Here is a 25,902-nt window from a genome sequence, read left to right as displayed (position 1 = left end):
CACTTGAAAAGTCCTTTAAAATATGATAAAAAGGGTAAATTCACTTTGAATTTACCCTTTCTTCAATACAATTAAAATTGTTCATTACAACTTTCAATTCTCATCATATTGCGCCCAGCATCCCAATTTGCATACAATCCATAAAGCGTATGTACATCATCTTTATTTATATATAAAATATTATCTCGCACAAATCCTCTTGCATTTCCATAATAGCTAGTCAAATTTTGTGTATCTGGATTCCATTCTACATTTGTTTTTTGCTCAATTGCAATTGGAATGACTGGTAGATAGTAAATACCATTTTGTAGAACACCACGTTTATCTATCTTTTTTCCATTAACTAAAATCGAAAATGACTTACCGAGTACCATCGGCTCACCATTTGAATAAGCTAAGGCTTCATATAGCTTATCATTATCTACAAAACCGTTTAAACCATATCTAGTAAGTTGTTTATTAATCCCATCCATCGTTATCGTTTGGCAACCGTATTCATCAGGATAAATTTTTAAACTAACGTTTCCATCTAAGCCCTCACAAATAATCAATCGTTGATATGTAATTTTGACTGGAGTACCTATTTGTACTTTTTCATATAAATCTTCAACGTCAGCTTCAACCATCCGTACACAACCATTAGATACATATCCGCCAATAGATTCTGGTTTATTCGTCCCATGAATACCATATACCCCGTCAAATTCAATCCAACGATATCCTAAAGGATTATCTGGACCCGATTCTATAATGACTAATTCTTCCTTATTATCCTTTAAACTATTAACATTTTCTTGAAACGGCTTTATCCAGATAGGATTTTTTTCTTTTGCCTTTACATTAAAATCACCTATAGGTGTCTTATTTTCTTTAGTTCCAATCCCTACATTATAAACTTTTATAGCCTTTCCATCTGCAAAAATCGTTAACGTACGACTTGGAATATTAACTACAATACTTGGATTTGTAATTTCAGCAGCAGCTACAGGTAGTATCATTATAGATATCACCATAAAGCTCATTGCTAAAATCAAACCAAAAGACTTAAGCACACTACAACATCCTTCCCTATTTTAACTTTATTCACCATATATGATATTCAGGAGGTTGTCACACTATGCTTAAAAGCTTGTCTACTGTAAATTTAACACTTGCTGATGTACAACGGACAAACGCCGGCTATTATCCTCGAGTACTGGTAAATAAATATGAACTTTAGTTCCTGTTGTATCTCCAGTTGCCAGAGTTAAATTAATAAACCCGCCATGCTCTGCTACAATTCGATAAGCAATCGGAAGTCCGAGCCCCATGCGATCAAGCTTTGTTGTATAAAAGGGTTCAAAAACTTTCGGTAATATTTCCGTTGGAACTCCCGCTCCCGTATCAACGATGGAAATCACAAGCATATTCGTTTCATAATCGCGCCAAGTTTTAACTGCTAAAACACCTTTATCTCCCATCGCTTCTAATGCATTTTGTAAAATATTTACCAATGCTTGTTGCAACAAACTTGCATCACCCGTAATCGTCGGTAAGCCTTTTATAATTTGTCTTTGTAGTTGAATCTCTTCATTTCCAAAATGATTAAATGTTAATAGTAACGCCTCATTTAAAATACGATTTATATCTACACCCGGCTTTTTTACGACTGAAGGTTTAGCAAACATGATTAATTCTTTGACAACATTATTTATATACGACACCTCGCCTAACAAACCTTCTAAGATATCTCGTTTTACAGTATATTTATCATTTTCTAATCTGCCAAGCATTAATTGTAAATACCCACTAATTGTTGTGAGCGGTGTTCTAACATGATGTGCAACACCTGCAGCAACTTCGCCAAGCGACATTAACATTTTAGTTGTGTGTATCTGCTTCAATGCCGCTCTTACGGCGGAAACATCTTGCATTATTATAATATGTCCGACAACACTACCTGTATTATCAAAAATTCGTAATGTATTTACTTGTAAATAAATCTGCTGCCCATTAATTTTTATCTTCATCGTTCCACATTTAATTTCTTCATCTTTTCCTACAGAAAAAATATTTAAAAATTCATCACCAAAATCAGCAAAAACCAATTCTGCTTTTCTGCCTATTATATCATGATGATCTAAATGACAAATTCGTTTGGCTTCATTATTTAGATTTTTAATACGATGATTTACATCTAAATAAACCACTCCCGTAGTTGCATTGTCAAAATATTCCTTATAATCATCTTCTTGTACTAACATTGATTTATTCGCAAGCGTACTATACATAATTCGCACCTCTTCATTTATCTTTTGTGCTTATAAAGATTCTTGTAAATATATGTATCTCCTGCTAAAAACGTTTAAAAAAATATCGTAAAAAACCGACATATTCTAAAAAAAAGAACCAGTAATTATCGACAAAATATAAGTAAATCTACAACTCAAAGAACTTTTTATTAAAAATAATGATACCAGCGTCGATAAGGCACCTTAATATAATACATTTTTTACCATACTATCCATTTATTTTTGTGAGTTTCTTACATATTCTATATTATAATTCATTAATACTTCAAAATTATTCCATTTTCCTCTTTTTATGGATTTGACGATTTTTCTTTTTGAATAAGATTTTTCTATACAAAAACTATTTAACAATGGTCAATCGTTTTCCTTATATAGAATTTTGATAATTTAAGAGTCTATCGAAAGAAATAATTCCATCGCGTATTGCCTCTTGTACAGCGCAACCTGGTTCATCAAGATGCCCACAATCATGAAATTTACACGTAGATGCAAGTTCTTTAATATCTAAAAATGTTTTAGATAACTTGGCATTATTATTTTAATCTATAATTTTACTCTTCCATTTCAAATCTACTTATTCGCTAAGCTTACTGAAATAAACATAAGCATTAACTAAGAAGCTAATGCTTATTATTCTAATATTATTCATCTGTTAGTCGTGCAATTGCACGAACTGGCGACCCATCTGCGCCTTTTATATTTAATGGCAAAACATAAAACTCAAAGTATTTGTGTCTCACACCATTAAGGTTCTTTAAATTTTCAATTAAGATAATATTATTCTTCAAAAATTTTCGATGATTCATAAAATCTGTCGAATCTACTGAATCAACAGAAATTGTATCTATGCCAAATCCTTTCAGATTAAAATTTATCAACCAATCTGCAGCGTCTTTGCTTAATATCGGATATCCATAATAGTATGCTTCAATACCCCACTACTTGCACCAATCTGTTTTTAACAGGAAAAAATCCGTCTGCTTTATCATTGATTCGTATTGTTTTAAATCCTCAATCAAAATTTTTTCCCAGCTAAATGACTCACATCTATAATTATTGCACACCCACAAAATAAATCGACCAGCAACCTATCTACTGTCAATCCATCTGACATCATATGATATGGAACATCTATATGTGTGCCAAGATGATAATTCATTGTTATTTTAGTACTATTATACCCATCTTTGTCAGCAATAGCTACGGTCTCAAAACGAGGTTCATCATCCTCTGGATAAACTATCATATTCGCTTCTAAATGAATGAGATAAATCAACTATTTTCATCATAAAAATCCTTCATTTTTTATTTAGTGAAGCTATTCACCTTTTATCTATTTCATTTTTAAAATATATAATTCGATGATATTGTATACCCTCCTTTTAAACCTATTATTTAATTTTCAATAATAAATTAATAACAATTTTCTAATGACAATCATTATTAAAATGTGATAAACTAAAAACAGAAAACTTTAGGGGGATTTATATGAATTATAAAGATATCAAAATTAATGTTATAGGAAATCTTGAAGACAAAGAAATTCAAGCATATGTAAACTATATCCACGAAAATAATCCAAATAGATTAATAGAGGAACTAGATATTAAAGTCGACGGAGACTATGTAGATTTGAACTATCGTTTAAAGCCTCTTTCTTTCGAGCGAATTCGCCGTATAACAGGTTATTTAGTTGGCAGCGTAGATCGTTGGAATAATGCAAAAGCAGCTGAAGAAAAAGATCGAGTAAAACATGGATAAATAGTCTTTTTACGAAAAATAAAAATATTTATTGCAGCCCAACAAGATAAATTTACAATAAATATTTTTATTTTTTTATTGACTTAATATGATTAAAATGATATCATATTAAATGTTCCCGATAGGAACGCTAAACAAATGCCGAAGTGGCGGAATTGGCAGACGCACTTGACTCAAAATCAAGCGTAGTTACCCTACGTGCCGGTTCGAGTCCGGCCTTCGGCACCAGTAAATTCAAGTCTTTGCAGATTGCAAGGGCTTTTTTTATTATGTTTTAACAGTATGGCGACATTATTCCATATGTACATTTAGCAGAACTATCGCTCTCTTAATCATCTTTACTATTATTACTTGTTTAGCTCACGTTAAGCAGTTTTTTATCTATATCATCAAAAGCAAATAAAAAATAATACTTATAGATTGCCTAAGTATTATTTTATGATAAACTGTAATTAAGATATATTTATATATAGGTGGTGGTTTATCATGAAATTTTTTTCGAAAATTTTTATTATTTTTTCCCTATTCTTTTCTGTACATTCTCCTTTTGCTTATGCTGAACTATCAACATTTGAAAGTTCTTATTCTAATGAAGAAACGAACTATTCTGTTTCATTAAAGCATTATACACGATATTTCCCTAAAGAAAATAATTCCTATCCCGTCTATGGATTACGTTTTGCTATACATAACACAGATAGCCCTTATATTTTCGAACAAGAAAATCCTCCGATATTAATTATTGATAATATAGAATATAAACAACGCGCTTCTCATCAAGACATTTTTATTTTTCACGATATAGAAGCTAATTATAACGGCACTACATATTATGACTCTATATTTATACGAACTTTAACAGAAAAAACTGTACAAGCCTTAATTACTGCAAAGAAAATTTCCATTATTATTCCCATAAAAAATCAAGCTTCCATAGAAATTGACTTACCAAAAGATATTGTAGCCGAATGGCGTAAATGCTCACTTTTATCAAAAAGTTAGATTCTAAAATACCCAGCCAAAAAATTTCTTTTGGCTGGGTATTTTTTATTTATTATTTTGCCATTCACCACGACAAGACTTGGTGGCCATATACTGATATGCTTTAGGTGGTTGTAATATCTGCGAGTAGGCAACAGCGTTCAGCAATACATCTGAATGAATATCTGCCGTCTTACGCACTACTTTATCACTTGTGGGCGTTTCAATAGCCACTTGCTTTGCTTCTATTGGCTTCGTCTTCGCTAATAAGTATTCTCGATATCTATTAGAGGCTGTATTAGCGATCGCTTCTTCTGTTTTAATCATAGGCTCTTCAATAGACACCTCTAATTTTTCTACCTTCTCCGCATTTGGATTTCCTTTTATCGTCGGAATTTCAAACCTCGGTTCATCTACTTCAGTAGGTTTCACATCTCTTTGTTTCTTTTTTCGCCCGCCAAAAATCCCGTAAAGAATAATTAACAGGACAAGAATATCTCCAAAATCCATATCAACTACCTATTTTGAGGCAGTTCGCCTGGACTTGCTTGCGGACCAGCCTTACTGATAGCTTCACGCATTTGCGTATCAGCAGTAATATTATTCATATTATAATAATCCATCACACCAATTCTACCTTCACGAAGCGCTAGTGCCATAGCATGCGGAACCTCAGACTGCGCTTCAACTACTTTAGCTTCCATTTCTTGCGTGTAAGCCTTCATCTCTTGTTCTTTTGCTACAGCCATCGCGCGACGTTCTTCGGCTTTCGCTTGAGCTATGCGTTTGTCAGCTTCAGCTTGATCAGTCATAAGTTCTGCACCGATATTACGCCCTACATCAACATCGGCTATATCAATTGATAGGATTTCAAATGCTGTTCCAGCATCTAATCCTTTTGAAAGAACCGTTCTAGAAATATGATCCGGATTCGCTAATACATCTTTATGATCATCGGATGAACCAACTGTAGTAACAATGCCTTCACCAACTCTAGCGATAATTGTTGCTTCACCAGCTCCACCCACTAATCGGTCAATGTTTGCGCGCACAGTAACACGTGCTTTGATTTTTAATTCAATACCATTTTGAGCAACCGCAGAAACAACAGGTGTTTCAATTACTTTTGGATTTACGCTCATTTGTACAGCTTCTAATACCTCACGACCAGCTAAATCAATTGCAGCTGAACGTTCAAAAGGCAATGGAATCTGCGCGCGATGTGCGGCTATAAGTGCATCAATTACTCGATCAACATTTCCCCCTGCTAAATAATGTGCTTCAAGTTGATTTACACTCACATCAAGACCTGCTTTGTTTGCTTTTATTAGTGGCATAACAATGTATGAAGGTGGTACCCTTCTCAATCTCATTCCTACCAATGTAAAAATTCCTACTCTAACCCCTGCTGCAATTGCTGAAATCCAAAGACCTAACGGTACAAAATGCAAAAAAACCATAATTGCAACAACTGCAACCACTAAAATTAAACCTGTCCCAAGTAATACATCCAATCTTCAATTCCTCCATTTCTTTTATTTAATCGAGTTGTCTTACAACAATTCGACTACCAAATACAGCAACAACTTTAACATTTGTGCCTTTTTCAATATAGCTTCCCTCGGAAACAACATCGATTTTTTTATTTTCAATAAGCGCTGTCCCTGAAGGACGAAGTTCTGTTAAAATAACACCTGATTTTCCAACTAGAAATTGATGATCATCAGCACTAACATATCCAGCTGTAGATGTTTCCATATCCTTTAAAACAACCTTTGACCACAATTTACTTGATGGAAGCTTTTTAACAATAAAACCAAAAAGAATCAATGATGCAATTATACTTATTACTAACAAATATATTGCCGTGCTGTCTCCACCTAGAGCCATAATAAAACTATATAAAACACAAATTACTCCTATTCCTGCAAATAAACCAATACTTGGTGTTAATAATTCAATAACAACAAATATGATTCCTACTAAGAAGAGAGCAATTTCGAATAAACTAACCAATCCCGTCATAAATTGACTGGCAAAAAATACGCTGGCGGCAATAAGACCAAATAATGCACCTACTCCCATCCCCGCTGTTTTTATCTCAACAAGTAGCGAAAGAAAAATAATCGTCATTAAAAGTATTTTTATGACAGGTAATGCCATAAACTCTGTTTGCATATGACCTTCCCCCCTTTTTGCAAATAAAGTATATAAACCTTATCAATTACTTCTTTAGTATATTCCACAAGTATAATTAAATTCCTCTATCTACTAGAAAGACTATATTTAGACAAAATAAAATCCGATGCTCAATTCAGCATCGGATCAAATTTATTGATTTAAAAATTCACGCACAATGGTATTAACAAGCTTGCCATCTGCACGACCTTTTACTTTTGGCATCAATACCGCCATAACTTTACCCATTTCTTTAGCAGACACAGCACCTGTTTGCGCTACTGCATCACTGACTAAAGCACGAATTTCTTCTTCAGTTAGTTGTTGAGGAAGATATGGCAATAATATTGCAATTTCTTGTTCAAGCTGTTCAACTAAATCTTGACGATTTCCTTTCTTGAACTCTTCCATCGAATCCTTGCGCATTTTTACTTCTTTAGCGACTATATCAAGAACTTCATCATCATTTAGTTCTTTTTTACTGTCAATCTCAACTTTTTTTATCGCGGCACGAACCATGCGAATAACGGAAAGACGTTGTTTACCAGCCTCTCTCGCTTTCATAGCCTGCTTCATGTCTTCAGTCAATTGCTCTTTAAGAGACATTTCAATTACCTCCGAAACGAAATTTAAGCCTTAAATTTGCGTTTACGTGCAGCTTCGGATTTTTTCTTACGTTTTACACTAGGTTTTTCATAGTGTTCACGTTTTCTAACCTCAGCAAGAGTTCCAGCCTTTTGGCAAGTACGTTTAAATCTGCGGAGTGCACTATCGATTGTTTCGTTTTTTCCAACTTTAACTTCTGACATCTATTTCTCCCCCCCTCCACTCGACATGGGAGTGTACTGCTTAACTACACCTAAGTATTATACATGAAATATAGTTTTATTGTCAACCTTAACCTGGCGGCCAATTCATTGATCGGCCACCTAAAATATGAAAATGTAAATGATCTACAGTTTGCCCACCATCTTCTTTGGTATTAGCAACTAAACGAAATCCTTTTTCATCAATTCCTTGATCTTTTGCAATACGTGGAATGACATTTGTCATGATATTCACCATCAATTGGCTATCTTCGTTCGTTACCTCAAGGAGGCTGGCAATATGTTTTTTCGGTATAACAAGAATATGAACTGGAGCTTCAGGACTAATATCATGAAACGCCATTACCATTTCATCCTCGTATACAAATTTCGCCGGAATTTCTTTATTGGCAATTTTGCAAAAAATACAATCCATCATGCACAAGCACCTCCTTTCAAACTACACGATCAGTTATACGTTGATATAATTCGTCCTCTTTTTACATTTCCCTGCTAAAACTTATAATCTTTTATTCGACAATTCGTTTTCCCCACAAACCATCTTTATATATTTTTTCTAAATATACTTTGTATATTTCCCCCGTATGAACACTATCAGAATCTACATAGACACGAATATAATTGTCAGTTAGGCCATCTGTAACCTCGTTATGTTTCGTTTCAAATAACACCTGTACTGTTTTGCCTACAAAAGTCTTATGAAATTCCTGCGCCTTTTCATCCGCTAATAATTGCATGCGATGCACACGCTCTTTTTTTTCATGCTCATCCACTTGATTCGGGTAAGAGGCTGCTGGTGTCCCCTTTCGTTTTGAATAAGGAAATACATGCATTTTAGAAAAATTCATTGTTCGCACAAAATTTAAACTTTGTTCAAATAGTTCTTCTGTCTCACCGGGGAATCCAACAATAATGTCTGTAGATATAGCAATGTTGGGGACTTTTTCAAACACATGATTTATCAATTCACGATATTCAGCTACTGTATAATGACGATTCATTGCTTTTAAAATATCATTTTGGCCTGCCTGCAAAGGTAAATGCAAATGCGAGCAAAACCTATTATCAAGAGTAAAAAGTTCAAGCAATTCTGGCGATAATTCAATGGATTCTAAAGAACCTAACCTTAATCTTTTTAATCCTTGGATAGATAATACAGTCTTAACTGCATCTACTAAATTTATATTATCCTCTAGATCACGTCCATATGCCCCTAAATGAATTCCTGTCAAAACAATTTCCTTAAATCCACCCTCTACTAATTTTTCCGCTTCTTTTTTTATACTCTCAAGTCTTCTTGAACGTAAAGGGCCTCTAGCATAAGGAATAATACAATATGTACAAAAATTTGTACATCCTTCTTGAATCTTAAGAAACGCACGAGTTCTACCTGGAGACTGAAATAGAGGAATATCTTCAAATTCTTTTGCTTTCATAATATCTGTAATGGCATTAATAACGCCTTCTTCTTTTGCTGCTCGTTCCACTAACTCAACAATTTTATGGCGGTCTTTAGTTCCTACAATAACTTTAACACCTTCAATTTCACTCACTTGATCAGGTGCTATCTGAGAATAACATCCAGTAACCGCGATAATCGCCTGTGGATTTAAACGCATTGCACGACGAATTAATTGACGTGATTTTTTTTCGCCTAAATGCGTAACTGAACAAGTATTGATTATATAGAAATCCGCATGTTCGTCAAAATCTACGATTTCATAATTACGTTTTTTAAATAAACCTTCCATAGTTTCGGTTTCAAACTGATTTACTTTACATCCTAAAGTAGTCAACGCAACTCGTGGCAAAAAATTCACCCCTCACTTCTTTTAACCTTTCATCATTGCTCCTAAGTCACCTTTTTCATACATGACTATAGCAGATGCTGCAATTGCCGCAGTTTCTGTTCTCAAAATTCTTTTTCCTAAGGTAGCTATTTTTAATCCAGCCTTTTGGCAAATCTCAACTTCATTTTTAGTAAATCCACCTTCTGGACCGATTAAAACAAGAAATCTATTTGCCAAAGATTCTGCAAGAATTTTTTTGATTGGTTCCTCAGCTTCTCCTTCATAACACATCAAAGCTTCAAGATTACTATCGATATTTTCCAAAAATATTTTCAATTCCGTAACGGATTCAACTGTAGGAAGAATTGTTCTCCCACATTGCTTTGCGGCTTCATCTGCTATCTTTTGCCATTTTATTTGCCGTGCCATTTTCTTTTTTTCATCATATTTTACAACACAGTTTTCACTGACAATTGGATAGATTGTACTGACACCTAATTCCACAGCTTTTTGTACAACTAATTCCATCTTATCTCCTTTAGGCAGACATTGCGCTAAAATAAGTTCAATCGGCGATTCTGTATTATTATCTAAAACTTCTTTTACCTCAGCAATAACCATTTCATCGCTAATTTCAATGATAAATGCCTCCATAACTTTACCACTGCCATCTACTACAATTAATTTATCTCCTAATTTATAGCGCAATACACGTCTAATATGGTGCGCATCACTGCCGTCAATCTTTATCTTATCTTCTACGACATCGGCAACAAAAAATCTTCTCAAAATCAGTTTCCTCCATTATGGATTACCATTGCCACCCAGCCGCCTTCTTCAATAACACGATCAACTGTTAAGCCATGATCAATCACAGCTTTTGTTACATCACTGAGACGATCAGCGATAATACCACTAGCAATCATCGTTCCACCTAGCTTTAGTCTATTTGGAATATCATCAAGCAAACGAATAATAATATCCGCAATAATATTGGCAATAATAACATCCGCCTTGCCATCTACATTTTTCAATAAATCACTCTGACCTGTCGTAATAATATCACTTACATGATTCGCTTCTATATTTTCTTTTGCAACACGTACAGCTACAGGATCAAAGTCTACTGCCGTCACTTTCATCGCTCCAAGTTTTGCAGCTGTAATTGCTAAGACCCCTGAACCTGTCCCAACATCAAATACTTCCTGTCCACCTTTGATAATCTCTTCTAAAAGGCGAATGCACATAGAAGTTGTATGGTGCGTTCCCGTACCAAAAGCCATTCCAGGATCAAGTTCAATAATAATATCATCTGGACTAGCATTATACTCTTCCCAAGATGGTTTGATTACAATGAGATCCCCAACTTTAATCGGATGAAAATACTCTTTCCACGTTGTTGACCAATCTTCATCTTGAATCTCTGTGCAGTTAATATCACCAAGACCTTTATCAATATTATGCCCAGCCAATTCATCTACCCGATTTTTAAACACCGCTAATTTATCATCGAGTTGCTCATCCACAGGCAAGTAAGCTTTCACTGTAACGATTTCTGTATTAGTTGCTTCTGGTATATCGGTATAATCCCAAGCACCTGAGGCACGATACTCGTTTACAAGTGCCGGATCTTCAATTACAACACCACTTGCTCCTACCTCATGAAAAATCTCTGCAATCACTTCCGTTGCTTCATGGGTTGTTTTAATACTAATTTCTGCCCATTTCATGAAAATCTCTCCCTTAACATCATTTGCCTTAGACGAGCAATGCCGAGGTTATCTGCCTCGGCTAACTGCTACTAAATATTAAATATTTTTTTAAACCAGCTTTTTTGCTCAGGATTCACACTTTCACCTGTGGCTTTAGCGAAATCTTTCAGCATTTGTTTTTGTTGTTCATCTAATTTTTGCGGTGTCAAAACTTTAATTTTTACATGTTGATCACCACGGCCTTGCCCTCTAAGATATGGAATGCCTTTATTTTTAAGACGTAAAATTGTACCTGATTGAATCCCTTCAGGGATTTTCATCTTCACTTTTCCATCTAGTGTAGGAACTTCAATTTCATCGCCTAATGAAGCTTGAACAAAGTTAATTGGCACTTCACAAATAACTTCTGTACCTTCACGAGAGAAAATTTTATGTGGTTTTACAAAAATGTATACGTATAAGTCCCCTGCTGGACCACCACGCATACCAGCTTCACCTTCGCCTGAAATTCGAAGTCTAGAGCCATTATCTACACCAGCTGGAATTTTTACGCTGATCTTGCGTTTTGCGCGTTTCTTCCCTTTACCACCACAAGATTTGCATGGAGAGTGGACAATTTTTCCTTCCCCATTACAGCGTTCGCATGTTTTCATATTTACCATTCTGCCAAATGGTGTATTTTGTGCAAATTGCACTTGTCCAGCTCCTTTACATTGCGGACAAGTTTCTGGATGTGTTCCAGGGGCAGCACCACTACCATGACAAACTTCGCACTCTTCAGTTCTTGGTATACTGATTTCAGTTTCCTTACCAAAAGCTGCTTCTTTAAAATCAATTTCTAAATCATAGCGTAAATCAGACCCACGTTCCGGTCCTGGACGACGAGAACCGCCAAATCCACCTTGACCGCCAAAAAACATATCAAAAATATCTCCGAAACCGCCGCCGCTAAAGCCTCCGAATCCACCAAATCCGCCTTGACCACCACCTGCACTGCCATCAAACGCTGCATGACCAAATTGATCGTATTGCGCTCTACGCTCTGCATTTGATAATATTTCATAAGCTTCATTTGCTTCTTTAAACTTTTCTTCTGCTTCTTTGGGATTTTCACGATTCATATCGGGATGATATTTTCTGGCTAGTTTTCTAAACGCTTTTTTGATTTCATCTTCTGATGCCGTTTTCGATACACCAAGCACCTCATAATAATCGCGTTTACTCACTTTACACCATCCTAAACTATCGTTCTGTAGTCATTTGACTCCGACCAAATAAATAAGTCGGAGTCAAATAGCTAATCTACTATCAATTTAATGTAACTTTACTATTATTTCTTTTCATCGTCAACTACTTTGTAGTCTGCATCCATAATATTTTCATCTTTTGGAGCTTGTTGAGCGTCATCCTGTGGATTTTGTCCTGGAGCTGCAGCACCTTCAGCTGCTTGATATGCAGCTGCACTCATTTCGTATAAAGGTTTTGTTAAAGCTTCTGTATCAGCTTTGATTGCGTCAATATCTGTACCTTTTAATGTTTCTTTTAATTTTGTCACAGCAGCCTCAATCTCAGATACTTTAGCTTTATCGGCTTTATCTCCTAAATCTTTAATTGTTTTCTCCGCTTGGTAAATTAAAGAATCTGCATTATTTCTTGTTTCTATTTCTTCTTTACGTTTTTTATCATCTGCAGCATGAACTTCTGCTTCTTTTACCATACGATCAATATCGTCTTTATTCATACCACCGGAAGAAGTAATCGTAATTTTTTGTTCTTTTCCTGTTCCAAGATCTTTTGCAGATACATGAACAATACCATTCGCATCAATATCAAATGTAACTTCAATACGAGGTACTCCTCTTGGAGCTGGTGGAATGTCGGACAATTCAAAGCGCCCAAGTGTTTTATTACCAGCTGCCATTTCACGTTCCCCTTGCAATACATGGATATCAACAGATGGTTGATTATCCGCAGCAGTTGAGAATGTTTGACTCTTAGATGTAGGAATTGTTGTATTTCTTTCAATAATTTTTGTACAAACGCCACCCAATGTTTCAATACCTAAAGAAAGTGGAGTTACATCTAATAGCAATACGTCTTTAACTTCCCCAACAAGTACACCAGCCTGAATAGCAGCACCAATAGCTACACATTCATCAGGATTTACACCACGATGAGGTTCTTTTCCTAAGTTTTTCTTAATCGCCTCTTGAACAGCTGGAATACGGCTGGAACCGCCAACTAAAATAACTTTATCAATTCCACTTGCTGAAATACCCGCATCTTGAAGTGCTTGACGAGTTGGTCCCATGGTAGCTTCAACAAGGCTAGCTGTTAATTCATCAAATTTTGCACGAGTTAATGTTAAATCTAAATGCTTTGGACCTGTCGCATCAGCTGTGATAAACGGTAGATTAATATTGGTAGATAATACACCTGACAATTCAATTTTTGCTTTTTCAGCAGCTTCAATTAAGCGTTGTGCAGACATCTTATCTTGAGATAAATCAATACCAGTTTCTTTTTTGAATTCAGCAACCATCCAATCCATTACACGTTGATCAAAGTCATCACCACCAAGACGGTTGTTACCGTTCGTAGCTTTTACTTCAAATACGCCATCACCAAGTTCAAGAATAGATACATCGAAAGTACCGCCACCCAAGTCAAATACTAAAATTGTATGCTCTTCACCTTTATCTAAACCATAAGCAAGTGAAGCAGCTGTTGGTTCATTAATAATACGAAGAACTTCAAGGCCAGCAATTGTACCAGCATCTTTCGTCGCTTGACGTTGGCTATCATTAAAATATGCAGGAACTGTGATAACAGCTTGAGTTACAGTCTCCCCTAAGTAAGCTTCCGCATCAGCCTTTAATTTTTGTAAAATCATTGCTGAAATTTCTTGTGGTGAATATTTTTTATCATCAACAGATACTTTATAATCAGTACCCATATGACGTTTAATAGAACTAAATGTATGGTCTGGATTTGAAACAGCTTGACGTTTTGCTAGTTGACCAACTAAACGTTCGCCCGTTTTCGAGAATCCTACAACAGATGGGGTTAAACGACTTCCTTCTGTATTCGTAATAACGGTAGGTTCTCCACCTTCCATAACTGCAACTACCGAGTTTGTTGTACCTAAGTCAATACCTATTACTTTTGCCATAATCAAAAATCCCCCTTGCAAAATATATCAATTTTTTATTTGAATATTAATTACCTATTACCTTAACCATACTTGGCCTAATTACGCGACCTCGTACACTATAGCCACGTTGCAACTCTTCAGCAATTGTATCATCTTCCTTAGTTTCATCAGCAATACGCATAATAGCTTCATGAAAGTTAGGATCAAACTTTTCACCAACAGCTTTAATCGGTTCTAGACCATTTTTTTCAAGAGTCGCTATAAATTGTTTTAAGATCATATCTACTCCTGCTTTAAAATTTTCTCCATCTGCACTTTCTACCGCCAAAGCTCTTTCAAAATTATCAAGTAAAGGTAGCAATTCTTTTATCAAATTTTGCGATACAATTGCTGATAGCTCTTCTTTTTCCTGACGAGTACGCCGTCTAAAGTTATCAAAATCAGCCTGCATACGTTTTAGTCTGTCAGCACTTTCCTGAACAAGCTTATCTTTTACATCTAATTCTTGTTTTAAACGTGTAACTTCTGCATTTTGTTCTGTTTCTTCTGGTTGAATTTGTTCTGTAGACTCATTTACTTCAGCTTTTTTCGCTAAATTTTCATCTACAGGGTTCTTTATTTCTTCAGCCATTAAAAATTTTCACCTCTTTAAATTATCAGTCAAGTAACTCTCCCTGACCTTTGCATTTCTTTTTTCTTATAATCGTGCCTATTCTTAAAATTGAAATTGCAATTTCACCAGCACTCTTTATAGCATAGTATTTTACTAATGCTGGATCAACTATTCCCTTGGAAATCATATCAGTAATCTTACCATTATCACAATCAACTCCCAATGCTCCATTTTGTTTGTCAAATTGAGCACCGATGACTTCCTCCACTTTTTCTAATGGATGATATCCAGCATTTTTTATTATTTGAGACAATGGAGCCTTTAACGCTTGCACAACGCATTCAACTCCATAGTCAATCATCCCTGCAAATTCCTTTTTACGGCTTTTTAAGTTGCGTGCTAACATAATTTCAGCAGCACCGCCCCCCGCAACATATCCACCTTTTACAGCAGCCTGAACACTTGAAGCAGCATCTTTCGCAATTCGCTCTTTTTCACCAGCAATTTGTTCCGTCGCTGCACCAACTAATATTGCCGCTGTCGGTATTCCTTTGCCGCCAAGAACGCGAACTTGCTGTAATTTTTCATCTTCAATTACAGATTCGGCATAACCTAAATATTTTTCTAACTCACTGAGTGATTTTTTTAACCCAGTTCTTTTTAGCTTGCGGGCACCAACATGCTCTGCTACCCGATTTAGGATTTCGTTTTCCACACGTCTTAATATCATAACGCCTGCATCTGTTAAAACTTCTTCAGCATCAGAATTTACTCCACGGTCAACTAAAACGAATTTAACACCTAAATCAATAATTTTTTGTAAATTCTCTTTAAATTCAGCTTGCTGTTTCATGTATTGCTGAAATCCACTTTCAGTTCCCAAAGCTTCACTGCTCATTGTTTCAATCTCTAAAGCATCATCAATCACTAAAATCTTAACCGATTCTAATGTATGCGGCATCTCAGTATTCATTCGCTTTTGATGAATCAATACACCACCAAAAACTTCATTTTCTACACCATTTTGCGAATACACGATATCTGACAGTTTAAACTTTGCATCACAAAGCTTATCTTTTCCTATAAGCTTTGCCGCTTTTATGACCATATCCGCAACATCATTATATTTGCGCCCAGCAATTATAGCAATATTGTATAAATATGGATCATCTAAGGAGATCACTTTATGACTACAGCTTTCTATTAACTCTAAGGATGATTGAATTCCATAGGCAATTCCATCAATTAATTTGGCTACAGGAACACCCCGAATAACTTTATCTAAGCCTTCTGAAACTAAACTGCTTGCAACAATCGTCGCTGTCGTCGTTCCATCGCCAACTTTCTCCTGCTGATTTTTAGCGATAGCAATCATCATTTGCGCGGCTGGATGATCTACTTCCATTTGCTCTAAAATCGTCACGCCATCATTCGTAACGATTACACCACCATCACGATCCACAAGCATTGTATCAAGTCCTTTAGGACCAATTGTGCCCTCTACTGCACTTTTTACAGCCCGAATTGCACTTACATTAGTCGTCAATGCCGCTAGTTTGTCTTCAACTTCAGCACTGCTTTCCGCTTGCTTCAACGCCATTAATTATAACCTCCAAAATCATCAGAGTTTCATCATTTCTACACTAGAAATTATTATGTACTATAGGCAATGCCTATAGTTTGTATTGTGTTAATATCTTTTCTAAATTGTTGTGCATAAATTCTAATAGTGACATTACTTTGCCATATTCCATCCTCGTTGGTCCAAGAACAGCAATCGAGCCAATGACTTGCCCCTCTAATTTATACGTTGCACGAATGATGCTACAATCCTTAATTCCACTATACTTATTCTCTTGACCAATTGTCACGATAATCCCCTGCTCATTTTCATGAGAGTTTAATAAATCGCATAAGAGCTGCTCCTCTTCAAGCATATTAAGAAGATTTTGCATTTTTTCGACATCACGAAACTCTGGCTGGTTTATTAACTGTGTAGTTCCGCCCATATAAAGGCGTTCCTTTTTTTCAACTGTCAGCGCACGAGCAATCATATCAATCGCACACTCAAATAAATCAGTATCAGCCATAACTTCCGCTTTAATTTTTCTTAATACGGATGGCTTAATAGATTCCAATGAACGACCTGCTAAATGTTTGTTAATAACACCAGCAATCAATTGTAAATCTTCTACTGCCGCACCTTTCGGTATCGTCATCAATTTATTTTCAACGAAACCAGCATCAGTCATAATAACAACAATCACACGTTTTTCATCAAGTGGTAAAAATTGCAGATACCTAAAATTTGCCTGTGATAACTGTGGCGCTAAAACTAAAGAAATATTTTTTGTCAGCCTTGATATAATCTTAGCTGTTTCTTGAAATACTTCTTCAGCACGCTTGGCTTTTGCCTTATACCAGTTACTGATTAAATTCATTTCATTTTCTGTAATAGCCTCAGGAGCTAACAAGTCATCAACATAGAGCCGATACCCTTTTACCGAAGGAATACGCCCAGACGACGTATGAAGCTGTTCCAGATAACCAAGCAATTCTAAATCAGCCATTTCATTGCGAATTGTCGCCGAACTTACCCCCAAGTCATATTTACGGGCAATCGTTCTTGATCCAATAGGCTCTGCGGTGGAAATATAGTCATTAATAATCGCACGAAGAATTTTCTGCTTTCGTTCATCAAGCATCTTCCCACCTCCTATTGTTAGCACTCTACACCAGTGAGTGCTAATGTCTAATTAGAAAATACCACTCATTCGTACGATTGTCAAGGCGTTATTATTTATTTTCTTTAGGAATCTAATAAAAATTCACAAAAAACCTGGTTACCATATTTCATTCCTAAGGAAGTTAAAAAAATTTGTCCATTCAATTCGGATAGTAATTTTTTTCTTTTTAAATTTTCAATAGTATCTCCATACAAATCTTTTAATTCATATCCAAAGGTATCCATAAATTCTCGGCAACTAATTCCCGTTTTTTTTCTTAACCCTAAAAAACAAAACTCTTCCACTTTATCTTTATGACTAAGAAGTTCTTCGTGCGCCACTGCATTACGTTCCCATTTTATTTTTTGTATATATTTTTCAACCTGCTGTTCATTATAAAACCTTTTATTTTGAAAACAAGAATGTGCTGCTGCTCCCAGTCCTATATACGGCAAACACTGCCAATATTTCAAATTATGACGACTTTCAAAACCAGCTTTTGCAAAGTTAGAAATTTCGTAGCGCTCAAATCCAAATGCCGGTAACTGCTTCATTACAAATTCATACATTTTATCTTCCAATGTTTCATCTGGCAAAAAAAGTTTATTTTGTTCTTCTAATTTTGCAAAGACTGTTCCCTCTTCCACTTTTAACCCATACACAGAAATATGCTGAATTGGCAACTTTATAGCCTCTCTAACACTGTATTCCACCTCATCCAGCGTTTGCTTCGGCAACCCATACATCAAATCTAAACTAATATTTTTAAATCCAATACTTGCCGCGTCACAAACAATCTGCCGTGCCTCATCTGCCGTATGAATACGCCCGATTCTTTTTAAAAGAGGATCTTGAAAGCTTTGCACACCAAAACTTATCCTATTTACACCAAATTCATATAGCCTGTATAATCCTTCTCGGTTTATCGTTTGTGGATTTACTTCTATCGTAAATTCGACATCATTTGTTAGCTTAAATTTTTTTTGTATCGTTTGTATCAAATTCGTCAGCAGGTGTATCGGCAATACCGTTGGTGTCCCACCGCCAATATAAACTGTATTTATTGAATAGGCAGATAAAAGACCGCCCTGTAAAGCAATCTCGCTAGACAAGGCGGTTATATATTCATCTTGGAGTCCTTCCTTATTTGCATAGGAAGGAAAATCACAATAAAAACATTTTTGCTGACAAAATGGAATATGCAAATATAAACCTAATTGCATCTTCTCACCTTCATCAATCAATTTTTAAAATAGCCATAAATGCTTCTTGTGGTATTTCCACGCTACCTACAGACTTCATGCGTTTTTTACCCTCTTTTTGCTTTTCAAGCAATTTACGTTTACGTGAAATATCTCCACCATAACATTTTGCCAGTACATCTTTACGCATCGCTTTGACCGTTTCGCGTGCAATTACTTTATTTCCTATTGCCGCCTGAATCGGAATTTCAAACATTTGCTTCGGAATAATCCCTTTTAATTTTTCAGCCAATTGACGTCCTCGATATGCAGCCTTGTCTTTGTGTACAATCACTGACAATGCATCAACAGGTTCACCGTTTAATAAAATGTCCAGTTTCACTAATATAGAAGTCTGGTAATCCGTTAACTCGTAATCAAGTGAAGCATAACCTCTAGTGGAGGATTTTAAGCGATCAAAATAATCGTAAATAATCTCACTTAAAGGAATATGATACGTAATCATTACGCGATCGACATCAAGATATTTCATATCTTTAAATTCGCCACGTTTTTCTTGCGACAATTCCATCACGGCACCAACAAAATCATTAGGAACAATAACTGTTGCTTTAACATACGGCTCATCAATATGATCAATTTCTGTTGCCGGTGGTAGATTCGCTGGATTATCAATTTTAAGCATTTCGCCATTTGTTTTATATACTTGATAAATTACGCTTGGAGCTGTTGTAATGAGCCCTAAATTATATTCGCGTTCCAACCTCTCTTGGATAACATCCATATGAAGCAATCCCAAGAATCCACAACGGAAACCAAAACCTAAAGCAATCGACGTCTCTGGTTCAAACAATAAAGATGCATCATTTAATTGCAGTTTTTCTAACGCATCTTTTAAGTTGTCATAATCAGAGCTATCCATTGGATAAAGACCACAATATACCATAGGGTTTATTCCACGGTAACCCGGTAAAGGCTCTTTTGCGGGTTTTAGTGCATCAGTAATCGTATCACCAACACGAACATCTTTTACATTTTTAATACTTCCTACTACAAATCCAACTTCACCGGTACTAAGTTCACCTATATTCGCTAAAGCGGGACGGAAAATTCCCACTTCAGTAACTTCAAACTCTTTATTGGTCACCATCATTCTAAGTTTCATCCCAGGCTTTATTTTTCCATTCATTACCCGTACATAAGCAATAACACCTTTATATGCATCAAAATGAGAATCAAAAATCAACGCGCTTAGCGGTGCATTTTCATCGCCTGTCGGTGCTGGTACCTTTTCAACTATTGCATCAAGAATCTCTTTGATACCAATACCAGCTTTTGCACTGGCAAGTACAGCCTCAGATGCATCAAGTCCAATCACTTCTTCTATTTCATGTTTTACTTTATCCGGATCTGCACTTGGCAAATCAATTTTATTTACAACAGGGATAATTTCCAAATTATGTTCCAATGCTAAATATACATTGGCTAAAGTTTGTGCTTCAATTCCTTGCGCCGCATCAACAACTAAAAGAGCCCCTTCACAGGCAGCTAAACTACGTGAAACTTCATAAGTAAAATCAACATGTCCTGGTGTATCAATTAAATTAATTTGATATGTTTCTCCATCTTTGCCCACATACTCTAAACGAACTGCTTGTGCTTTAATTGTGATCCCACGTTCTCGTTCTAAATCCATCTGATCTAATACTTGTGCTTCCATTTCTCGTTTTGATAATGTTCCTGTATATTCAATAAGACGATCGGCAATCGTTGATTTTCCATGATCAATATGAGCAATAATAGAAAAATTGCGGATATTTTTTATATTCATTTTTTCCTCCTGTACCTAAAACTGCAAACACTTCTTTAAATTATAGCATCTGCAAGATACCAACTGCAAGTATCACATCTATTCCTCTTAATACGGTTTTACCTTTTCTATAATTTGTTCCATATAGCGATTGCCCTCAAGATAGATATCTAAAGTATTTTCTTCGACTAAATCATAATACTTTTTGGCTTCTTCCTCAATAATTGGTTGATTTAATGTTAACTTATTTAATTGCATTTCAGCTGTTAAAATACCAACACTTACAAAAATAATAAAAATCACCATTCCTAAAACTATTTTTAAATCAAATGTGTTCTTTAACATCAAATCGACCTCAATTATTTGTTTTCTTGAATAATTTCGCTTAGAATATCTCCTAGTAAAAACATTGCTTGTTCGCCTTCCTCCAAACTCGTTTCCTGACTACCAACTTCTAGCAATAAAGCATGCGGATGTAAATGCTGATTATAACGCCAATCAACCAGTTGTATACTTTTTATCAAATCGGGATACTTTGCATCGCATTTAGTTTTTATTAATTTTGCAAAGGCGTAGTTTTCTTCCCAATGTGGTTGTGGTAAATCTGCCTGTCCTTGCGCCACAATAATCATAATTTGAGCTACATTTTTTCCTTGAATTGTCGTTACCACATTTGCCCTTTTATCAGCATCACGATGCACATCAAAAATCATTTCAATAGATGGATTTTCTTTAACAATTCTCGTTACTGTCTCCTCAGATTTACCATACGCTTTCATAAAGCTTGGATAATCATGAATCGTTTTATCATGTAAAGTAACAATATTTTTTTGTGCTAATGCTTGTACCAAAGCATCTCCAACTTCAACAATCTCACCAGTTTGCCCTCCAGGTGCATGAGCCGCCCCAGAACTCGGAATAAATGATTCTGCTGTATGTGTATGATATAAAGCAACAATTGGCTTACCTTTAGGAATTGTTTTTATCTTATCAAAATTCGGCAAAGCTGACGTATTTGAAGCAATCGCCGTCGTTGTCTTCACCGTAGCTAACACTGGAATTTCAGCCCTTATTAAAGATCGAATATCTTGTCTATCAATATTCGTAACAAGTCTTATCATATTAAATACACTTTGTCCCATTCCATTTTCCGATTTAGCCCCGTCTTTATTTACGGTTTCAATTCCAGGGATACCATAAGATAAAACTTCATACCATTTTGTATGTGTAGAGACAAACTGATTTCCATAAGCCGAAGCACTAGCAGGTACAGAATCCTCAATATAGTTTTGATATAATGTAGCAATTAAAAGAAACACTGCAAATACATTTATAAAAATTCGTCGTTTACTGGCCCATAATAGTTTTCGCCTTTGCATCCTAGTCACAAAAACAGCCTCCTACTTAAAGAATCTCTTGTCCATTGACTAACGTGTCATTTAGTTAAACACTATCTGCCAGCCTGTAGATTCCTTCTCTCTTTAGTGCCAAGTAATGCCTTCCACTAAATAGATTTATCATTTTTGTCCACATAAGATATATATGCAAAAGCCATCATAATATAACTAATAATATTCATTAATAAATTACCTAAAATTTCAAATATTGCGAAATGTTTTCTTCATTAATCACAGGATGCAACACTTCATTAATCGCACTAGCAATTATTTTAGAAATATCATCCATTAACCGATCAATTTCTTTTGGAGTCACCATTAAATCCCCCAAACTTTCAGGTAAAATCTGCCTAACAATAACCTGTTGTTCCGTTGGGGACAATTTTTCTAAACTTTTAAAATATCGTGCAAATTCAGCATATTCTTTTAATGTATTTATTGTATCCATGGCAATTGTGGAAGCGTGAATAACTGTTGGAACACCTATTGCAATCACAGGTCTGCCTAATGATTCTTCATTTAATCCAAATCTTTTATTACCAACACCAGACCCTGGATGAATTCCTGTATTAGCAATTTGAATCGTTGTATTAATTCTTTTGCTTGAAGCAGCAGCCAAAGCATCTATTGCTATGATAAGATCAGGTTTAACTTTTTCAACAACACCTTGAATAATTTCTGCCGTTTCCATTCCTGTAATTCCTAAAACACCAGGAGCTATCGCACATACTAAGCATACATCATTTTTTATCTCCTCAGTCAACATATCACCTAAATGACGGGTAACAAATAGTTTCTCTATAGCTTTAGGCCCTAATGCATCAGGCGTTACATGACGATTTCCTAACCCAACAACTAACACAGTTTTATGTTGATTAGCATCTACGATTATTTTTAATTCATCGGCTAATAAACGAGTAATTTTTTCGTGTAAGACTGGTATATTCTCTTTAATTCCCTGTGCTTCTATCGTAATATATTTTCCTTTAGGTTTTCCTAACGCTTTCTCAGCTTCATGATTCGTTACATCTACGCGAGTGATTAAAACATCCTCGTCTGTGCTTGTCACCATTTCCACTCCTGGAATATCATGAGAAATGCGTTTCGAAAGCATTTCTCTCGCCTCAATGGCTAAATCTGTTCTAAAATCTAAAAATTCCTGCATAAAAATCCTCCTTTATAAAAACTTTTCGACATTTTCAAAGTTTTAATTGACCAAATTTAAAAATTTCGCTATACTATTTTTTAGTTTGTGTGTTTATTTAACAAATCATGCTTGCTTTTTAGATAAGTACATGCTAGAATATCTAGGTAAACAAACCCTTAAGGAGGTGAACCACTTGCCAAATATTATTTCATCCGTACGTAGCGTAAAAACTGACGCTGAACGTCGTGCAAAAAACTTCGCTGTGAAATCAGCTGTTAGAACTGCTTCCCGTAAATTAATTGAAGCTGTTGAAGCTGGTAAAGCTGATGAAGCTAAAGCCCTCCTTATTGAAGCTACTAAAACGATTGATAAAGCTGCTGCTAAAGGTGTTTTCCATAAAAATGCTGCTGCTCGCAGAAAATCCCGTTTAGCTCGTAAACTTAACGCTTTAGCTAAATAATTTACATTGTGTAATTAAAAGCCTATTCACTTTAGTGAATAGGCTTTCTTACTTTATCTTTCCTAAAAAATCAATACATATACATATATACTTAATGGCAGACAGAAATATTTCCGTCTGCCATTTTTATTCACTGCACAAATTAATAATAATTCTTTCTAATGCTATACAATCAGCTTGACTGGATTTTAATTGATAATCCACTTCGGCTAAATCTATCAGCACTTGTTGCAACACTTCCTGCCTAAAAGATCTGCTTTTCTTCATTAATTTTTCCGCAATAAAAGGTACCACACCAAGGCTTTCCGCAATCTGTCTACTCGTAGCGCCTTGTTTTAACAACACATTTACTTGCAATAATTGTCTAGTATGTCGGCTTAACATCGTAATTAATCTCAACGGATGTTCTCCTGCAATTAATTGTTCCTCCAACAAAACCAATGCTTGCTTTAACTTCTTTTCACTAATTGCATCAAGCATTGCAAAAATAGAAACCTCTGGGATGCTACTAAATACTTTGATTAAATCCTCTTTTTCAATTCGCGTTTTATCAGTATATAGCGTTAACTTTTCAAATTCCTGTTCGAGATATCCCAATGAAATTTGTGCCATCACACTAGTTGCTTCTATAAAGTATTCATAAGCTTCACGAGAGAATTCCCGGTGAATCTCATATAATTTATTTTGCAGCCAATCTTTAATATCACGAGCTTTTATCGGCAATGCTTCCACATGTATTCCATGCTTATCAATGGCTTTATAAAGCTTTCTTCGCTTATCTATTTTGTCTACGGTCACCAATAGCAATATGCTATATGTCGGCATATCACTAAATAGCTGTATCAATTTTTCTTCATTTCTATTTGCTTGTTTCTCATTTGCATTTTTTCGCTCTTTAAATAAAGTACTATTACGCACGATAATTAAGTTTTTTTCACTAAAAAACGGCATTGACTCCACTGAATTTACAATTTCATCAACACTTGCTTCAGTGCTTAATATTTGTACCCCATCAGTGTTATTTCCTGGAAATGTTTTTTTTATCACAGCTTTTTCAAACTTATTCGCTAGATATGATTCTTCGCCACTAATTAAATAAAGCGATGAAAGCCCTTTTTTCTTTAAATTTGCGATTGCTTCAAAATAATTCATTATAACTCTCCATATTAATCAATATTAATAGCATACCATAAAATAATAGCAGGTAAACTAAAAAGTCCACCTGCTATTTTTTTATTTTTTTATTTGAAAGCTGCGCTATTAGCTCATCTATTACTATCTCATTAATCCGATTAAATTCTTGTGAATCATTATGATCTACATTCAATTTTTCAGCTTTTTCAATAATTAATTTTTGAAGATTATCTTTAGCAAAAATATTTCCTAACCGTCCCGATCCCTGTTTCGCAACACTATATGTATTTTCAAAATCATTTTTCTTGACTTTATAAATTTCTGTACACACCCTATTAGCTAAATCACTTTTAATGCCATGTTCCTTAACTAATAGCTCTTGAAGCAATACTGAAGCCACAGCTTTGTAATTGTACTTCATTCCCTGATACTTAATAACCGCAATAACAATAACACCTATAATACATATTCCTAATCCCATTACTGTAGTATCCACAAATCTACCTCTTTTCTCATAGTATTGTATCGAAATAATTATACAACATTTTACAACAAGCAACAACCCTAAGTTATAAAATACATTATATATTCCACTACTGTTTTATTGGCATAGACCAGCATCTAAAGCATATAACTAAACTTCTCTGTATTCCACTTAAAATTAAACACTATTTAGAATGTTAAATTTTAATTTATTTTTCTTTTGAATTTTTAGATAT

General features: G+C 35.1%; 28 protein-coding genes and 1 tRNA gene. 4 read left to right on the top strand and 25 right to left on the bottom strand.

The genetic code is table 11. From position 1 onward, the window contains the following. Positions 1-71 precede the first annotated feature (71 nt). The 4 genes from ACWZFG_RS02640 to ACWZFG_RS02625 form a co-directional block, all read right to left on the bottom strand. Positions 72-1,052: a L,D-transpeptidase gene (locus ACWZFG_RS02640; RefSeq protein ID WP_147669921.1), complete on the bottom strand. Its 981-nt coding sequence runs from the start codon at positions 1,050-1,052 to the stop codon at positions 72-74. Between the two features lie 81 nt (positions 1,053-1,133). Further along, positions 1,134-2,270, bottom strand: a complete 1,137-nt coding sequence (locus ACWZFG_RS02635) for a two-component system sensor histidine kinase NtrB (protein WP_147669920.1) — start codon at positions 2,268-2,270, stop codon at positions 1,134-1,136. A 662-nt stretch (positions 2,271-2,932) separates the two neighbouring features. Next, positions 2,933-3,223 carry a cyclase family protein gene (locus tag ACWZFG_RS02630; protein ID WP_418627207.1) on the bottom strand — a complete coding sequence of 97 codons (291 nt, stop codon included), beginning with the start codon at positions 3,221-3,223 and terminating at the stop codon, positions 2,933-2,935. A gap of 83 nt (positions 3,224-3,306) precedes the next feature. Beyond that, a complete protein-coding gene (locus tag ACWZFG_RS02625; RefSeq protein ID WP_177504952.1) occupies positions 3,307-3,567 on the bottom strand; it encodes a cyclase family protein in 261 nt (86 codons plus the stop codon). 206 nt (positions 3,568-3,773) lie between these two features. On the opposite strand from ACWZFG_RS02625, the gene nrdD reads away from it, so the two are divergent. The 3 genes from nrdD (at position 3,774) to ACWZFG_RS02610 (ending at position 5,054) form a co-directional block, all read left to right on the top strand. Further along, a complete protein-coding gene (gene nrdD / locus ACWZFG_RS02620; RefSeq protein WP_309320789.1) occupies positions 3,774-4,052 on the top strand; it encodes an anaerobic ribonucleoside-triphosphate reductase in 279 nt (92 codons plus the stop codon). Between the two features lie 140 nt (positions 4,053-4,192). After that, positions 4,193-4,280: transfer RNA gene (locus ACWZFG_RS02615), tRNA-Leu, on the top strand. A gap of 258 nt (positions 4,281-4,538) precedes the next feature. Continuing rightward, positions 4,539-5,054 carry a hypothetical protein gene (locus ACWZFG_RS02610; protein WP_147669916.1) on the top strand — a complete coding sequence of 172 codons (516 nt, stop codon included), beginning with the start codon at positions 4,539-4,541 and terminating at the stop codon, positions 5,052-5,054. 45 nt (positions 5,055-5,099) lie between these two features. Here ACWZFG_RS02610 and ACWZFG_RS02605 read toward each other — a convergent pair whose 3' ends face one another. From ACWZFG_RS02605 to gpr, 19 genes are all read right to left on the bottom strand, one after another. After that, positions 5,100-5,543: a hypothetical protein gene (locus tag ACWZFG_RS02605; RefSeq protein ID WP_177504951.1), complete on the bottom strand. Its 444-nt coding sequence runs from the start codon at positions 5,541-5,543 to the stop codon at positions 5,100-5,102. A gap of 5 nt (positions 5,544-5,548) precedes the next feature. After that, a complete protein-coding gene (gene floA, locus ACWZFG_RS02600; protein WP_177504950.1) occupies positions 5,549-6,547 on the bottom strand; it encodes a flotillin-like protein FloA in 999 nt (332 codons plus the stop codon). A gap of 25 nt (positions 6,548-6,572) precedes the next feature. Continuing rightward, on the bottom strand, positions 6,573-7,211 hold the full coding sequence (locus tag ACWZFG_RS02595) for an NfeD family protein (protein WP_147669913.1): 639 nt from the start codon (positions 7,209-7,211) through the stop codon (positions 6,573-6,575). Between the two features lie 153 nt (positions 7,212-7,364). Then, entirely contained in the window at positions 7,365-7,817 is a 453-nt protein-coding gene (locus ACWZFG_RS02590; protein ID WP_147669912.1) for a GatB/YqeY domain-containing protein, read from the bottom strand. Positions 7,818-7,840: 23 nt separating this feature from the next. Beyond that, on the bottom strand, positions 7,841-8,020 hold the full coding sequence (gene rpsU / locus ACWZFG_RS02585; RefSeq protein WP_019553266.1) for a 30S ribosomal protein S21: 180 nt from the start codon (positions 8,018-8,020) through the stop codon (positions 7,841-7,843). Between the two features lie 88 nt (positions 8,021-8,108). Beyond that, entirely contained in the window at positions 8,109-8,456 is a 348-nt protein-coding gene (locus ACWZFG_RS02580; protein ID WP_147669911.1) for a histidine triad nucleotide-binding protein, read from the bottom strand. A 91-nt stretch (positions 8,457-8,547) separates the two neighbouring features. Continuing rightward, complete coding sequence (gene mtaB, locus ACWZFG_RS02575) at positions 8,548-9,849, bottom strand: tRNA (N(6)-L-threonylcarbamoyladenosine(37)-C(2))-methylthiotransferase MtaB (protein ID WP_177504949.1); 1,302 nt, start codon at positions 9,847-9,849, stop codon at positions 8,548-8,550. Between the two features lie 21 nt (positions 9,850-9,870). After that, entirely contained in the window at positions 9,871-10,617 is a 747-nt protein-coding gene (locus ACWZFG_RS02570) for a 16S rRNA (uracil(1498)-N(3))-methyltransferase (RefSeq protein WP_147669909.1), read from the bottom strand. A 2-nt stretch (positions 10,618-10,619) separates the two neighbouring features. Next, entirely contained in the window at positions 10,620-11,558 is a 939-nt protein-coding gene (gene prmA / locus ACWZFG_RS02565) for a 50S ribosomal protein L11 methyltransferase (protein ID WP_147669908.1), read from the bottom strand. 71 nt (positions 11,559-11,629) lie between these two features. After that, positions 11,630-12,766 (bottom strand): molecular chaperone DnaJ, encoded by a 1,137-nt coding sequence (gene dnaJ / locus ACWZFG_RS02560; RefSeq protein WP_147669907.1) that lies wholly within the window; start codon positions 12,764-12,766, stop codon positions 11,630-11,632. Positions 12,767-12,870: 104 nt separating this feature from the next. Then, positions 12,871-14,712: a molecular chaperone DnaK gene (gene dnaK, locus ACWZFG_RS02555; protein ID WP_147669906.1), complete on the bottom strand. Its 1,842-nt coding sequence runs from the start codon at positions 14,710-14,712 to the stop codon at positions 12,871-12,873. 46 nt (positions 14,713-14,758) lie between these two features. Further along, on the bottom strand, positions 14,759-15,325 hold the full coding sequence (grpE, locus tag ACWZFG_RS02550; RefSeq protein ID WP_418626633.1) for a nucleotide exchange factor GrpE: 567 nt from the start codon (positions 15,323-15,325) through the stop codon (positions 14,759-14,761). 25 nt (positions 15,326-15,350) lie between these two features. Beyond that, the gene (locus ACWZFG_RS02545) at positions 15,351-16,907 is read right to left on the bottom strand and encodes a TCP-1/cpn60 chaperonin family protein (RefSeq protein ID WP_177504947.1); all 1,557 of its coding nucleotides are present in this window, start codon (positions 16,905-16,907) and stop codon (positions 15,351-15,353) included. Positions 16,908-16,980: 73 nt separating this feature from the next. After that, the gene (gene hrcA / locus ACWZFG_RS02540) at positions 16,981-18,012 is read right to left on the bottom strand and encodes a heat-inducible transcriptional repressor HrcA (RefSeq protein WP_147669903.1); all 1,032 of its coding nucleotides are present in this window, start codon (positions 18,010-18,012) and stop codon (positions 16,981-16,983) included. A 104-nt stretch (positions 18,013-18,116) separates the two neighbouring features. Beyond that, complete coding sequence (gene hemW, locus ACWZFG_RS02535; RefSeq protein WP_455576999.1) at positions 18,117-19,277, bottom strand: radical SAM family heme chaperone HemW; 1,161 nt, start codon at positions 19,275-19,277, stop codon at positions 18,117-18,119. Further along, entirely contained in the window at positions 19,270-21,066 is a 1,797-nt protein-coding gene (gene lepA / locus ACWZFG_RS02530; protein WP_177504945.1) for a translation elongation factor 4, read from the bottom strand. The genes hemW and lepA overlap by 8 nt, the downstream gene beginning before the upstream one ends. An 87-nt stretch (positions 21,067-21,153) precedes the next feature. Next, the gene (locus tag ACWZFG_RS02525; RefSeq protein ID WP_177504944.1) at positions 21,154-21,390 is read right to left on the bottom strand and encodes a hypothetical protein; all 237 of its coding nucleotides are present in this window, start codon (positions 21,388-21,390) and stop codon (positions 21,154-21,156) included. Positions 21,391-21,404: 14 nt separating this feature from the next. Then, positions 21,405-22,424, bottom strand: a complete 1,020-nt coding sequence (gene spoIIP, locus ACWZFG_RS02520) for a stage II sporulation protein P (RefSeq protein ID WP_418626637.1) — start codon at positions 22,422-22,424, stop codon at positions 21,405-21,407. A gap of 211 nt (positions 22,425-22,635) precedes the next feature. Next, a complete protein-coding gene (gene gpr, locus ACWZFG_RS02515; protein ID WP_147669898.1) occupies positions 22,636-23,607 on the bottom strand; it encodes a GPR endopeptidase in 972 nt (323 codons plus the stop codon). Positions 23,608-23,782: 175 nt separating this feature from the next. Here gpr and rpsT point away from each other — a divergent pair, with 175 nt between their 5' ends. After that, complete coding sequence (gene rpsT / locus ACWZFG_RS02510; RefSeq protein WP_147669897.1) at positions 23,783-24,049, top strand: 30S ribosomal protein S20; 267 nt, start codon at positions 23,783-23,785, stop codon at positions 24,047-24,049. 126 nt (positions 24,050-24,175) lie between these two features. Here the strand turns inward: rpsT and holA are convergent, their stop codons facing one another. Continuing rightward, complete coding sequence (holA, locus tag ACWZFG_RS02505) at positions 24,176-25,201, bottom strand: DNA polymerase III subunit delta (protein ID WP_177504941.1); 1,026 nt, start codon at positions 25,199-25,201, stop codon at positions 24,176-24,178. A 73-nt stretch (positions 25,202-25,274) separates the two neighbouring features. Then, entirely contained in the window at positions 25,275-25,679 is a 405-nt protein-coding gene (locus ACWZFG_RS02500; RefSeq protein ID WP_177504940.1) for a hypothetical protein, read from the bottom strand. Between the last annotated feature and the right edge of the window lie 223 nt (positions 25,680-25,902).

The organism is Anaerosinus sp. (assembly GCF_965318445.1).
Note: the sequence above shows the minus strand (reverse complement) of the source record. Positions and strands in the feature narration are given on the sequence as shown.

Excerpts from the sequence above, each read along its gene's own strand:
- ACWZFG_RS02635 (WP_147669920.1), bottom strand. The coding sequence starts at position 2,270 with ATGTATAGTACGCTTGCGAATAAATCAATGTTAGTACAAGAAGATGAT.
- ACWZFG_RS02610 (WP_147669916.1), top strand. The coding sequence starts at position 4,539 with ATGAAATTTTTTTCGAAAATTTTTATTATTTTTTCCCTATTCTTTTCT.
- ACWZFG_RS02605 (WP_177504951.1), bottom strand. The coding sequence starts at position 5,543 with ATGGATTTTGGAGATATTCTTGTCCTGTTAATTATTCTTTACGGGATT.
- ACWZFG_RS02595 (WP_147669913.1), bottom strand. The coding sequence starts at position 7,211 with ATGCAAACAGAGTTTATGGCATTACCTGTCATAAAAATACTTTTAATG.
- ACWZFG_RS02590 (WP_147669912.1), bottom strand. The coding sequence starts at position 7,817 with ATGTCTCTTAAAGAGCAATTGACTGAAGACATGAAGCAGGCTATGAAA.
- rpsU (WP_019553266.1), bottom strand. The coding sequence starts at position 8,020 with ATGTCAGAAGTTAAAGTTGGAAAAAACGAAACAATCGATAGTGCACTC.
- ACWZFG_RS02580 (WP_147669911.1), bottom strand. The coding sequence starts at position 8,456 with ATGATGGATTGTATTTTTTGCAAAATTGCCAATAAAGAAATTCCGGCG.
- prmA (WP_147669908.1), bottom strand. The coding sequence starts at position 11,558 with ATGAAATGGGCAGAAATTAGTATTAAAACAACCCATGAAGCAACGGAA.
- dnaK (WP_147669906.1), bottom strand. The coding sequence starts at position 14,712 with ATGGCAAAAGTAATAGGTATTGACTTAGGTACAACAAACTCGGTAGTT.
- grpE (WP_418626633.1), bottom strand. The coding sequence starts at position 15,325 with ATGGCTGAAGAAATAAAGAACCCTGTAGATGAAAATTTAGCGAAAAAA.
- ACWZFG_RS02545 (WP_177504947.1), bottom strand. The coding sequence starts at position 16,907 with ATGGCGTTGAAGCAAGCGGAAAGCAGTGCTGAAGTTGAAGACAAACTA.
- hrcA (WP_147669903.1), bottom strand. The coding sequence starts at position 18,012 with ATGCTTGATGAACGAAAGCAGAAAATTCTTCGTGCGATTATTAATGAC.
- lepA (WP_177504945.1), bottom strand. The coding sequence starts at position 21,066 with ATGAATATAAAAAATATCCGCAATTTTTCTATTATTGCTCATATTGAT.
- ACWZFG_RS02525 (WP_177504944.1), bottom strand. The coding sequence starts at position 21,390 with ATGTTAAAGAACACATTTGATTTAAAAATAGTTTTAGGAATGGTGATT.
- spoIIP (WP_418626637.1), bottom strand. The coding sequence starts at position 22,424 with ATGCAAAGGCGAAAACTATTATGGGCCAGTAAACGACGAATTTTTATA.
- gpr (WP_147669898.1), bottom strand. The coding sequence starts at position 23,607 with ATGCAGGAATTTTTAGATTTTAGAACAGATTTAGCCATTGAGGCGAGA.
- holA (WP_177504941.1), bottom strand. The coding sequence starts at position 25,201 with ATGAATTATTTTGAAGCAATCGCAAATTTAAAGAAAAAAGGGCTTTCA.